The following is a 13,667-nucleotide window of genomic DNA, read 5'->3' on the forward strand; positions in this document are numbered from 1 at the left end:
ATTTGGAGGTATCACGATGAGCCTTTTAATTAGAGAGTTAGAAACAAATGATTTAGATAATTTCCCGGAGATTGATGACAGTTTTATAGTGAATGCTCGGTTAATTCTTTCTCTTTCAAAAGTAAATAAACGCATAGAATATACAGTAGAAGACGTTCCGAGTTATGAAAAAAGTTATTTACAAAATCAAAATGATAATGAAGAACTGGCGTACAATGAATATATAAATAAACCGAATCAAGTAATTTACATAGCACTGTTACATAACCAAATCATTGGATTCATAGTATTGAAAAAGAATTGGAATCACTATGCTTACATAGAAGATATAGCGGTGGATAAAAAATATCGTACACTCGGAGTTGGTAAAAGTTTAGTTGATCAAGCAAAGCAGTGGGCAAAAGAAAACAATATGCCCGGTATTATGCTTGAAACGCAAAATAATAATGTCGCAGCATGTAAGTTCTATGAAAAATGCGGATTTGTAATTGGTGGATTTGATTTTCTTGTTTATAAAGGTTTGGATATGACAAGTGATGAAATTGCAATTTATTGGTATTTGCATTTCAAATGAGAATAGTTTATAACTTAAAAAAACTCAAAATAAAACCCCAATTTCTCTATATTAAAATTGAGAAATTGGGGTTAAGTTATTTAGAACAAGTAACTTATTAATAACCCTGCTGATAATAAGAAGCCGAAAATCGTATTTGTCATCGCTGTTGATTTCATTGCGATGCGCATATATCCGGGATCCTTTGCTCCTTTTTGGAAACTTTGAATTGCAGAGATTGGCTTTCTCAAACCTAGGAACATAACTAATGCCCAAGGGCTTATATAACCCATCAATACAATTACGGCAATCCATAAGTAAGCAATTAGAAACGCTACAGCTAGTGTTACGATTGCTTTTTCTCTCCCAAGGAGAATTACTAATGTCTTTCTTCCACCTTTAATATCTTCTTCGATATCTCGGATGTTATTCGACATGTTGATTGCACCGACTAAAATTCCAATTGGAATAGAAATCAATACACTTTCAGTCGTTATCGTATTCGTTTGAATAAAGAAAGCAATAAGTACAAAACATGTCCCCATTAACAATCCAGAAACTAATTCTCCAAATGGAGTGTACGCAATTGGTAATGGACCACCTGTATATAAATAGCCAACCGCCATCCCGATTAAACCAATAACAACTAACCACCAGCTACTATTCATACAAATATAAACTCCAATAATTGCTGCTACCACATACAATAAAAGCGCAACTGTTAACACATTTTTTGGTTTCAATCCATGACGGACAATTCCACCACCGATACCTACAGAATCAGCGGTATCTAATCCACGTTTGAAATCATAGTACTCATTAAATAAGTTCGTTGCTATTTGCAATGCTAAACATGCAGCCATCATCGCAATAAATAAAAGCCAATGAATGTCTGTAACATAAAGTGATGTTACTGTTCCTAAAATTACAGGAGAAAACGTCGCCGTTAATGTATGCGGGCGCGTCATCTTCCATATTAATTTAGCGGAACTAATTTCTTTTTCATTCCCCATAACTCTGTTCAATCTCCCAACCTTTTAAGTATAAATGACTAGCAGTATCTTTCTATCTATTTTCTGCCACGCATCTATTATATCAAAAAAAGAATTGGCGATAGAACTTTAATGCTCTTGCTTACACTATAATTTTGCATCAAAATATCGTTTTTTCTAATATGGGGTGGTACCCCTAATACCCCATATTAGAAAAAGAAGAGTTTGAATCCTTTAACGTACAGGGCGTTCCATATATCATTGTAAAGGATCATGAAAATAACATTCAAAAATTAATTCTTAGATTCAGCACTCAATCATTAGAAAAGGCTATTTTATAATAATCATCCCCAAAAAAAGAAACGAACATATATTGTTCGTTTCTTTTTTATGGGGTTTAATGCTCAAGAAAACTTATAACCGCATAAGTATATAGAACGACTAGAGCAAAGGCACATATTCCCATAATTATAATCGCTAGTGCGCTTTTCTCTTGTCTAAACCCTATAATCCCAAGAATAAATGCACTCAACATTGTTACCTTAAGCATTGTAGAAAGGTTGGGAATAGAATATCCACTCAACCAGGTAGAGAAACTTACAATTACAGAAAAAGAGAACAACGTTAGAACAATAGATAATATATTAATGTGCTTTCCATACTTCAGTTGCATTTCGCTAGCCTCTTTTCATTAGTGAATAATAGGTAGGTGACTATTATTATTTTATTCTAAATTTTCTTGAAAATCTACAACAAAAAGAAGAGGTTGTCCCAAAAAGTCGCTGAATAGTTACTTTTTTGCAACCTCTTTTCTTTATTTTTTACTTTCCTCTAGTTTAGAGATACTTGTTTCTTGTTCAGGTAACGTATCAAGAAAATCCGTTGCTCAAATTCGAACAACGGACCTCCTTTATATGAACCAATGTAAAACATCCTCAGCAATCTCTTCTGGTCTATCCCAATGCATTAAATGCCCTGTATCTGTATAAAGCTTAGTTGTAATATCAATATGCTTCCTAAATTCCGCAATTTGCAATTCTCTTATTTCTAAATAATTATGTGGAAGATCACAATACAATAATAAAATATCATTTTTAATTTTATTAGATTTCAACGTTTTATACACCGAATATTGAAACTTAATTACACTTCTAGCAGTATCGCCAGTAGCATGCCATTTCACTTTATTATCTTCTTCTCGCATTAAATCATAAACCGCACGTTCTATTAATGGTGACCACCTGCTATAAACCATTTTTTCTGACTGGATGAATGCTTCTTTACTGTCAAAAATGTATTCATCAAAATCTTTTTCGTAATGGGTAATTTCTTCTTCTAATGATCGCGGTGGACACTCTCCTTCTTTCGCATCTTTATATAGATTCGCAAAATAATCCGCGTTCATTTTACCATGATGATAACCACCATCTAACAATACCATTTTATTCACTTTTTCTGGACGTTCTGCTGCATAGTGAAGCGCAACACTTGCTCCCCATGAATGTGCTACTATATGAAATGTTTCTTTTCCTAGCTGCTCAAGTAATGCTACTACCCATTTTGTTAAATGAGATGCACCGTAATCTTCATCCTTCTCAAAATTTGGTGTTTTTCCATGTCCAGATAGATCAAACGATACAATATGATAGTTATCCTTTAAAAGCTGCGCTATTTCGATAAAACTTAATTTTGTACTTCCTAAACCATGAAAACAAATGATTTGAGGATTTCTTTTATCCCCCCATTCACAAACACTTGCTTCATATTCACCAAATTCTACAAAAAAGTGATTCATTTTTAATCTCCTCTAATTATTAGATATAAATTAGTTTGAATATGAAATTATCTTTTCTGTATAAATAGATTCAATAAAATTATCCAAATCCTTTTTCGTAAAGGATTTTATAGAATACGAGAGTTAACTCTAGTTGAAAGCACGAAACGCTTTTCATTTCAGTTAATGGTTAGACTACATCTTCACGCCTATGAAATGAATATGGTTTAATAATTGTAATATACGTCTATCATATGTGTGATGTTTCAAAGTTCTATCCAGTCCATTTTTTGCTATTTGTTTTCTTTCTTGTACATGTTCCAAATAATACTCTGCTTTTTGTATAAACTCTGGTGCACTATTAAACGTTTCTATTTCAACACCTGGTATGTAATGCTTTGCTACATCTGGTCGTATATCAGTTAGTTGAAAAGAACCTACGGCATTAATTTCAAAAGTCCTATTATTTACTGAATAGGCTTGGATATTTGCAGCATTACAATTCAATTCCTGATCATTAGGTGAACGGTGTAAATTTATATTGATTTTAGTCGATACGTAATATTGCAATGCATCCTCATACTTCGCAAGTGGCAAGACTTGTATTTTATCCTTTAATCTTTCATAATTCTTTAACTTCTCCCAACCGAACCCCACAATTTTTATATTTTTTTCTGCTAAATACTCTGAAATAGAATCAACAAAAGTAAGTCTATTTTCAAATGCTGTGCCTATAAAACTAAGATCATACTTATATGTATCTTCTTTATGAGAAGGTTTAAACACCTCATGATTAGCTGCTAACGGAAGATGAAACACATTATTACATCCTATCCCTCTATAAAACTTGATGCAATTTAAATCTTGCGTGAATATGTAATCATAATATGGAACAAGATGTTGTGTTACATCCATATAATAAGGATCATCTGTCAGCCAAAGTCCAGTAGTAAAACCCGCACTCTTTAGTACTGGCATGACACTAATAATTCCCTCGCTTAAACCACCAAGTACCAAAATAAAATCCGGTTTCATTTTTAATGCGGTTTCTATCGCTCGTTCTGGGTTCACCATAATTGTGTTACTGTTTACCTTTTGTAAACTATTCAAAATTGCTTCTTCAATCATTGGGTAATAAAAAGGAATTCCTGATTGAATAAATAAAATTTTCTTAGGCGTATTGTCTTTCATGTCGTTCCCCCTATTTCTCCATAATCAAAGCGGACGAAAATTTGCAGTCTTTATTCATTTTTATGACATCTTATTTTACATGTATAAGCAACGTTTATGTCCATTATGTTGAACTTCCCTCATTTTGGAATCTGTCATGAAGGAAATAAAATCAGATTATATTCAGCCAAATTATTAAACATAGAAAATGAATACATAAAAGAAAGAGCCCACTCATACGAGTAGGCTTTTTTCTTTAAAATCTATAAAACTATGATTACGGTCAAATCACTTCCAAACAACCCCTCGCCGCTCGTATTCCATTCTATATTCAACAGCAGCTGCAATTTTAGGGCTTGCGAACCTTTCCGTAATCCAAAGTCCTAAGTCAACTCCTGAAGTAACTCCTCTTGCAGTAATAACATTTCCTTGATCCACAATTCTGTAAGGAAGAAGCTCTGCTCCATATTCACTCATTTCACTCTGCGCCAAATGATGCATTGTCGCCTTTTTACCATTCACTATACCAGATGCAGCTAGTAACATACCTCCAGTACAAACTCCCGCAACAATCGTTCCTTCGTTGTGCATCTCTCTAATGATTTTAGTTAAAGTACCAAGTTCAGCTTGCTTTCGCGCTCCATGTTCAGCTTTATGATTCCAACCACCACCAGGTACAATTAACAAATCTGGGCGATTATCCATTCGTAAAAAATCATGTAGTGTAATCGTCACTCCAAACGAAGTAGTAACTTCTTTTTTCGGTTCACTTGATACGAATTCAACCGTAAATGGAGCCCCTTCTTCTATTGCTCTTTTCAGTACTTCAAAAGGTGCAAAGGAGACAAGTTCTCCAAAACCGTCAAACAATACAATTTGTATTTTCATTTTTTGAACACCTCATCGTCAAAAATCACTTTATCGGTTATTTACGAGCTGTAGGCAGAAAATATAACTTTATATAATATTTTAGATAAGAAGTTTTGAATTCCTCTAACAATTAATTTAAATACATCTAATATAAAAATACACATACAAAAACGCTATTCTTTCCTATCATTCTACAGAAAGAATAGCGTTTTTTTAGATTGTTAGCCTATATTTATCTATAACTCAACCAAGCATCGCCCCAGTCGGCATGATCGTTTCCAATACCGTTTCCTGCATCGTCAACTACTAGTTTTAATTCTTTCTTACCTGTAAGATCAACATCAACAAATTTGGCCGGGGTATTATAGTACATTGTGCCGCTATTAAATACTTCCGCTCCATCAAGTAGTACTTTAAACACGACCGAACCACCTTTACCGCCAGGTTCTTGGTCAATTCCTACATAAGAATTAAATTGTTTGTAAGTTGCCTTTGATATATCATAGGTAACTTCTGATTTCGCGTGAGTTCCGATTCCTTTTTTATACGTAATCGGGCCTGTCGTTCCGAGTAATGAAATTGGGTTTCCATCAGTACTTTTATCTTTTTGAACTGTTGCCCATCCGGCAGTTGCTTTTACCCATGGAATATCACTAAGATAAATACCACCAGAAGCGACTTGCACTTTCGTTGAAGTCACCACCGAATTCCCCAATTTTACGGAGACACCAACTTCTTTCATTCCTTTAAACTGAGTTGGCGGAGTGATAACAAACGAATATGTTTCTTCTCCTCTTGCCGGTAATTGAAAGTCCGTTGTGGATGGCTGTGCATTCCAGCCGTCTGGTAATTGAAGCTCAACTTTGCCAGGAGTTACTTTTTCCTTTATTTCATTTTGAACTTTTACTTTTAATATAGTAGAACCACCTTCAACAATAATTGGATTTGGTTCTACCTTTGCCGAAATGAGCTTTACTGCTGGAGTTACTTCTATTTGATTCGATTTACTAACCCTTCCACTATCTGTATTTACTTCCGCTTCAATGGCGTACTTGTTAGCAACTATATCAATTGGAACAGGTAAATCCGCCTCAATTGTTTTAGATCCTCCTGGTTCCATACCTTCAAAATCGACTTGAATTGGTTTCACATTCCAGCTCTCAGGAGCCTTTACAACCACTTCTCCAGAAGAAGATTTCAATGTACCAAAGTTTGATAAATGAACTTTTACCTTCACTGTATTTCCTGCTGTTACATTGTTCGTAGATTCTAACTCGAAACTGAGCATAGACTCAATTTTATAAGATTTACCTTGCTCCGTTTTAAAGGAAATCGTATCGCCATCCTTCGTATATTGCACTGGTGTGTTCGTTCCGACTCTTGTCACAGTAAATGGTGTATTGAACATCGGACTTTTTAACTTTACATCATTTCCGTGATCAGAAGTCACCTGAACAACTGTAGGAACACCATTTTTCCAGTCCGCATTAATCGTAAATGCACCGCGTACTCTTAGTCCTTTGTAAGAACCGTCCTTCCAAGCTTTCGGAAGTGCAGGCAATAGTTGAATGGAGTCGGTATGACTTTGAATTAACATTTCAGCAATTCCTGATGTCGCGCCAAAGTTTCCATCAATCTGAAACGGTGGATGCGTATCAAATAAGTTGCTGAGCGTACTTCCTGTAAGTTGCCCTTGCAAAATTTTATAAGCATGATCACCATCTAATAAACGTGCCCATAAGTTAATTTTATTCGCTTTACTCCAGCCTGTTCCTTCATCACCACGATGGTTTAAAGTAACTTTAGCGGCCTCTAGCCATTTTGGTGTTTTGTGATTAATCATACTTCCAGGATATAGCGCCACTAGCTGAGATATATGCCGGTGCGTTTCACCAGGGTCGTCAATATCATCCTTCCACTCTTGCACTTGACCGTATCTACCAATTTGAATTGGTGGGAATAATTTATCCCTTTTCGCCTTCAACTCATCACGAAATACATTATCAATCTGTAAAACTTCACTCGCTTCAATTACATTTGAAAACAACTCATATACTAACTGTTGGTCAAAGGCACATCCATTAGAAATGCCACCAAGCTCTGGAGACCAACACGGAGAAACAACTAACTTCTTATTTTGATCTTCCACTAAAAACTTACTATGAAACTCTGCTGCTTCTTTAAGAATCGGATAAATCTTTTCTTGTAAGTATTGTTTATCATCTGTAAATTTATAATGTTCCCAAACGTTTTGACCAATGAAGGCGTTCGCACTAGGTGCCCAGCCCCAGCCTAATCCCCAACCAGGTGCAGTAAATCCAAATGGATTATTCATCGTATTAACGGTCCATCCGCCGCCCTTAACACCGAAATGTTTTTCAGCTGAAACTCTTCCTGGTTCTCTTAATGAATCCACATAATCCATTAATGGCACAGCTGTTTCAGACAGATTTGTCACTTCTGCCGGCCAATAATTCATTTGCAAATTAATATTGAAATGATAGTCACTTTCCCACGGTGGTGTGTTCGAATTATTCCATACACCTTGTAAATTTGCAGGGAGCGTTCCTGGTCTTGAAGAAGAAATAAGCAAATACCTTCCATATTGGAAGAATAGTTCTTCTAAATACTTACTGTTTTCTTTACTGTAAGACGCTAGTAGTTCATTTGTTGGAACAGATGGTTGTTCCCCTCCTAAATTTAAAGAAACACGATTAAATAAAGAGAGGTAGTCTTTAATATGTGTATATTTTAAAACCTCATAACTCTTTTTCGAAATAGCAGACATGACTTTTTCAACCTTTTCATGTGGATCTTCCCCTTTATAAGTAGGGTATTTATTTTCATAATCAGTTGCCGCAGTCATAATAATTGTTAAGGTATCTGCATTTGCTACTTTTATTTTTCCATTTTCTGCTGTTAACGTACCGCCCTCATTCAATACTTTGAATGCTGCTTCGTATTTCATTCCATTATTCGTTATTTGTCCTTTCATCGTGATTTTATTATCTACGGACGTTACTTCCCCTCCTTGTGCGCTCGTTGGTCTCACATCTAATGAAATCTTTTTCGCTTCACTAGCCGTTAAACGCATGACCATAACGCGATCAGGATAACTTGTGAAATATTCTCTATTGTATTGAACATCTTTATAGTTATAAGAAACAGTAGCAATTCCCTCATTTACATTTAATTCTCTGCGATAATTGGAAAATGAAGTCGCATCTGGCATATTAAAATCTAAGTATATGTCTCCAAAATTTTGATAGGAACCAAACCCTTTTTGAAGACCTGTAAGAAATTGTGAAGATTCCCTTTCTGCTCCTGATTTATCACCTTTCGATAATTTTTCTCTAATACTACCTAAATGACTCGCTGCCCCATCACGATTCCCAAAAGTATACTCACTCGTACTGCTCGGTCCGCCAGTCCAAAGTGTTTTTTCATTAAACTGAATACGTTCTTGCTGGACTCCGCCAAAGACCATGCCGCCCATATAACCATTACCGATTGGCAATGCTTGTTTTTCCCAATCTTTTGCTGGCTGATTGTACCAAAGCATTAATTTCTTTCCTTCTGGTTTTGGAGTTTCAATTGTAATAGGTGATGTTGCCTCTACCTTACTAAACTCTCCCGTGCTTCCTAAAGAGAATAATAAAGTACCAAAAAGCAATCCCCCTGTTAATAAGTTTTTAAGTTTCAAATTTCCATCCCCTTTTGAAAAGCGAATGTAAAATGTCCCCTTCTACGCATTGACTTATTCTATTCTCCCCATGAAATTCGCTATTCTTTTATATGGAAGTATAATAGGCAAAAAACATTTGCCTATTATACTTCTTGTTATATACGCGAAATGATTATCTAGTAAATGCTGCGGTTACGCCGCCATCAACTGTAATCATACATCCCGTTGTTTTATCCGCCTTTGAAGAGGCAAAGAAAGCAATCGATTCAGCGATGTCTTTCGAATAAATATTAACCAATAATGTTGTACGTTTACGGTAATGCTCCTCTAATTGATCAGGCTCGATACCATATGCTGCGGCACGTTCTTCACGCCATTTTGAACCCCAAATAGCTGATCCTTGCAGAACCGCATCGGGAAGAACTGAATTTACACGAATACCATACTCACCGCCTTCAGCTGCAATACATCTTGCTAAATGCGTTTCAAGTGCTTTTACAGAGCTATATGCTGAAGCATTTTTCCCGGCATATACCGAGTTTTTTGAGCCGACAAATACCATGTTCCCACCAATTCCTTGCTGTTTCATTTGCTTGAATGCTTCACGTGCTACTAAAAAATATCCCGTTCCAAGAACATTCATATTTAAATTCCATTCCTGAAGCGTTGTTTCATCAAATGGGCTCGATGTCGCAAGTCCTGCATTGTTCACGATACAATCAATGCCTCCGTAAGCAAGTGCTGCCTGCTCAAATGCCGCCTTCACTTCTTCTTCTTTTGTTACATCCATTTTTACCGCGAGCGCACGATCTTCGCCATACTTCTCGTTAATTTCAGCCGCAACTTTTTCTGCCCCTTCAAAGTTCAAATCAGCAAGTACTACATGTGCGCCTTCTAAAACGAGGCAGCGTCCTGTTTCACTTCCAATTCCGCCAGCACCACCTGTAATAAAGGCAACTTTGCGAGAAAATTCTGCTTCAGCTGGTGCTAACGATAATTTATATAGCTCTAATGGCCAGTACTCCACATTGTAAGATTCATTTTCATTTAAAGAAACGAAGCGTCCAAGTGTTGTGGAACCTTTCATTACTGAAATCGCCCTATGATACAGCGCACCACTTACTTTTGACATCGCCACATTTTTACCGGTATTCACCATACCGATACCAGGAATTAAAATTACACGAGGTGCAGATTCAAACATTTTGTCTCCTTCGTATTTGTTACGTTCAAAGTAAGCTTTATACTCTTCTTTAAAGCTTTCCACACCAGCTTTCATTTTCTCTATTAATCCGTCCGTGTCTTTCGTTTCCGGATCCCAATCGATATAAAGAGGACTGCGCTTCGTATGAACTAAATGATCAGGACAAGCCGCTCCAACTTGCGAAAGCTCTCGTACATTGTGGCTGTTTACAAATTGAAGTACTTCATCTGCATCATCATAGGATAATAGCATCTTCTTTTCATCGCTAACTGCCCCGCGAATAATCGGCATTACTTTTGCAAGAATTCTCCTACGCTCTTCTACTGAAAGTGCTTCGTATTTTTGACCTCCAAATACAGTACTTTCATTCACTCGCTCATTGATATATTGTTCTGCCTCATTAATAACAGCAATCGTTTTTTCATAACTCTCCTTCGCCGTATCTCCCCAAACGACTAGGCCGTGTTTTTCCATTAACACTAGTTCAGCATTTGGATTATTTTTCACGCCTTCTGCAATCATTTTAGATAACGTAAATCCAGGGCGCACATACGGAACCCAAACGAAACGATTACCGTAAATCTCCTCAGCAATTTGTCTTCCGTTATGTGCGCAGCAAAGACTAATAATGGCATCTGGATGTGTATGATCTACATGTTTAAAAGGTAAGAAAGCATGCAATAATGTTTCGATAGACGCACGCGGATGCTTGCTATCAATCATACAATGTGCTAAGTACTCTACCATTTCTTCGTCTGGCATTTCTTCGCGCTCCATTAATAAACGAATGTCTTCCATTCTTAAACCAGTAAAGTTTTGTGCTTTCATAGTCGCTAAATCAGATCCACTTCCTTTCACCCACATGACCTCTATATCATGACCGCGAAAATCTTTTTCAAATGTCTTTACCGATGTGTTTCCGCCGCCCCAATTACATACTGCACGGTCAGTTCCAATTAAATTCGAACGATACACTAATTCGTCTACTCCTTGCGATAATTGTGTTGCCTTCGTTTCGTTCCATAAACTTTTAACCATATTTTTACCCCCGTTATTTTTTATTGTTTTATTATTTTGGATACGAAAATAATGTGTATTTGTATGTTCAAGAGTTTCCTATTACTTGCGATTCTTTTCAGCACTACAGTTGGTACAATTTCATTCCAATTCAGAAAAATATGCTCTATAGTAATCCCCCGATATGCAATCAGGGGATCTTATCATTAATGGTATAATGGGCCAAAGTTTTGGCAGGCGCGATAATCTGCTGCTTCTGGGTCTTTTGTTCCGAACATACCCCATGCACTCGGTCTGAATATGTTCTCTTCTTTGACGTTATGCATATTTACAGGAATTCGGAGCATGGAAGCAAGAGTAATTAAATCATTGCCAATATGTCCGTAGCTAATTACACAGTGGTTAGCACCCCAATTGTTCATTACAGTGTAAACATCTTTAAAGGCACCTTCTCCTGTTAAATTTGGTACAAACCAAGTTGTTGGCCAAGTTGGATCGGTTCTTTCATCCAATACGTTGTGAACCTCTTTCGGTATTTCAACTGTGTAACCTTCTGCAATTTGTAAAACAGGACCTAATCCTTTTACAAGGTTGAGACGAGCTGCTGTTACAGGCATATTTCCCTTCGTTAAGAAATCACTTGAGAATCCACCTCCGCGGAAATAGCCAGTTGAAGCTGGTCTCCAAGAAGTCGCCGCTAGACAATTTTGAGCTTCTTCCTCCGTAATTTCCCAAAACGGTTTTATAGCAGGCTTTCCATCTTTCGTTTGTTGTCCTGTACCATCAAGCGCAGCGGAACCGGAGTTAATCATATGAATAAATCCATTTGCCGCCAATCCTTCCGGTTTATGCCCTGTCACGCGTTCTACCGCCTCCGGGCTCCAATACGTTCTTACATCTGCAAAAACTTGAGCCGTATTTGTTAATAAATGGCCAAATAACATCGTAACCCCATTTAAACTATCATTTTCAGTAGCCATAATGTATGGAGGTCGAATTCCGTTCCAATCAAAGGATGAATTTAAAATTGTTTCCATAAAATCACCATTCGGGAAATGGTCCGTCCATTGGCGTTGACCTTGGAAACCTGCAGAAATGGCGTTATGTCCTAATGCTTCTTCACCATAGCCAAGTTCCTCTAGTTTCGGATTTCCAACCATAAGATCTCTTGCAATTAACGTCATTTTAACGCTCGTTTCCCAATCTTTATTCTTTTGCTCCCTTGATCGTTGCATTTCTTCTGCATTATTATCTGGGCCTTCTGGACAATACTCCTTCACCCAATTTAAAGCCATTGCATATTCTTCCTTATCATAAATCTCTTCATCTATCCTTCTTACAAATTCAGACATGTCGATGTATTCATTTCTCATTCCTAAATAATCTTGGAAAAATTCAGGTTGGACGGAACTACCGGCAATCCCCATAGAGACAGATCCCATCGAAAGATACGATTTCCCTTTTAAAGTAGCAACAACAAGACCAGACTTTGCAAATTGGAGTAACTTTTCCTGCACATCTTCAGGAATGGATGTATCACTTAAATCTTGCACATCTTTCCCGTATATGCCGAAAGCCGGAATGCCCTTTTGATTGTGGGCAGCTAGGACAGCCGCAAGATACACTGCCCCGGGACGTTCTGTTCCATTAAATCCCCATACTGCTTTTGGAATATCGGGATTCATATCCATTGTTTCAGAACCATAGCACCAGCATGGTGTAACAGTGATAGAAACACCGACTCCCTCTCTTGCAAATTTTTCAGCCGCTTTAGCCGATTCAGCCACACCGCCGATACATGTATCAGCAATGACACATTCTACCGCTTCCCCATTATAGTGACGCAAATTTTCAGTTAATAAGTTCGCTACCGATTTTGCTAGATTCATCGTCATATCTTCAAGAGATTCACGTACACCATTTCTTCTCCCGTCAATAGTTGGTCTTATGCCGATTTTTGGTAGTTTATTGTAAAATCTATTATGAACAGTTTTCATTTTAAAACCCCTTTTTCGTTACATTTTGGTCGATTATTTCGGTAAAGCGGCCGTATGCTTCCTGCCATTCTGATTGATTTTGAGGTTGATACTGTTTAACAGGAAACGAATTTTCAACAATGTCTCTACCTTCCTTTAAATCTTTTATTTTCCCGAGTGCAATCCATTGGGATAATGCATTTCCAATCGCACTCGCTTCAACCGGTCCGGCTATAACAGGGCGGTTTGTCGCATTTGCGGTAAATTGACAAAATAAATCATTTTGAATACCACCGCCGCCCATATGGATAACCTCTATTGATTTACCAGTTAAAGCTTCTAGTTTTTCTAAGAACCTGTTTAAAATCTTTTCAATAAAATTGCCACACCTGCCAATAAGCAACTCTGTCTACTATTTTCAAGCGT

General features: G+C 37.0%; 10 protein-coding genes. 1 reads left to right on the top strand and 9 read right to left on the bottom strand.

Translation table 11 applies throughout. The features are described from left to right. Positions 1-16: 16 nt before the first annotated feature. Positions 17-574: a streptothricin N-acetyltransferase SatA gene (gene satA, locus PDL00_RS31285; RefSeq protein WP_270733437.1), complete on the top strand. Its 558-nt coding sequence runs from the start codon at positions 17-19 to the stop codon at positions 572-574. 80 nt (positions 575-654) lie between these two features. On the opposite strand, the gene menA is transcribed toward satA, so the two are convergent. The 9 genes from menA to PDL00_RS31330 all read right to left on the bottom strand — a co-directional run bounded on the left by menA (position 655) and on the right by PDL00_RS31330 (position 13,644). Next, on the bottom strand, positions 655-1,566 hold the full coding sequence (gene menA, locus PDL00_RS31290) for a 1,4-dihydroxy-2-naphthoate polyprenyltransferase (protein ID WP_270733439.1): 912 nt from the start codon (positions 1,564-1,566) through the stop codon (positions 655-657). 376 nt (positions 1,567-1,942) lie between these two features. Then, the gene (locus PDL00_RS31295) at positions 1,943-2,218 is read right to left on the bottom strand and encodes a hypothetical protein (RefSeq protein WP_001176332.1); all 276 of its coding nucleotides are present in this window, start codon (positions 2,216-2,218) and stop codon (positions 1,943-1,945) included. 237 nt (positions 2,219-2,455) lie between these two features. Beyond that, positions 2,456-3,340 carry an alpha/beta fold hydrolase gene (locus PDL00_RS31300; protein WP_242251341.1) on the bottom strand — a complete coding sequence of 295 codons (885 nt, stop codon included), beginning with the start codon at positions 3,338-3,340 and terminating at the stop codon, positions 2,456-2,458. A gap of 174 nt (positions 3,341-3,514) precedes the next feature. Further along, positions 3,515-4,510 carry a CgeB family protein gene (locus PDL00_RS31305; RefSeq protein WP_242251339.1) on the bottom strand — a complete coding sequence of 332 codons (996 nt, stop codon included), beginning with the start codon at positions 4,508-4,510 and terminating at the stop codon, positions 3,515-3,517. Between the two features lie 267 nt (positions 4,511-4,777). Further along, positions 4,778-5,377 carry a DJ-1/PfpI family protein gene (locus PDL00_RS31310; protein ID WP_242251337.1) on the bottom strand — a complete coding sequence of 200 codons (600 nt, stop codon included), beginning with the start codon at positions 5,375-5,377 and terminating at the stop codon, positions 4,778-4,780. Positions 5,378-5,591: 214 nt separating this feature from the next. Beyond that, positions 5,592-9,062 carry a glycosyl hydrolase family 95 catalytic domain-containing protein gene (locus PDL00_RS31315; RefSeq protein WP_270733442.1) on the bottom strand — a complete coding sequence of 1,157 codons (3,471 nt, stop codon included), beginning with the start codon at positions 9,060-9,062 and terminating at the stop codon, positions 5,592-5,594. 154 nt (positions 9,063-9,216) lie between these two features. Continuing rightward, on the bottom strand, positions 9,217-11,286 hold the full coding sequence (locus tag PDL00_RS31320) for a bifunctional aldolase/short-chain dehydrogenase (RefSeq protein ID WP_270733444.1): 2,070 nt from the start codon (positions 11,284-11,286) through the stop codon (positions 9,217-9,219). A 185-nt stretch (positions 11,287-11,471) separates the two neighbouring features. Beyond that, a complete protein-coding gene (locus tag PDL00_RS31325) occupies positions 11,472-13,262 on the bottom strand; it encodes an L-fucose isomerase (RefSeq protein ID WP_270733446.1) in 1,791 nt (596 codons plus the stop codon). Between the two features lies 1 nt (position 13,263). Next, positions 13,264-13,644 carry an FGGY-family carbohydrate kinase gene (locus PDL00_RS31330; protein ID WP_270733448.1) on the bottom strand — a complete coding sequence of 127 codons (381 nt, stop codon included), beginning with the start codon at positions 13,642-13,644 and terminating at the stop codon, positions 13,264-13,266. Between the last annotated feature and the right edge of the window lie 23 nt (positions 13,645-13,667).

It is taken from the genome of Bacillus cereus group sp. TH152-1LC (genome assembly GCF_027710505.1).
Taxonomy (GTDB): domain Bacteria; phylum Bacillota; class Bacilli; order Bacillales; family Bacillaceae_G; genus Bacillus_A; species Bacillus_A mobilis.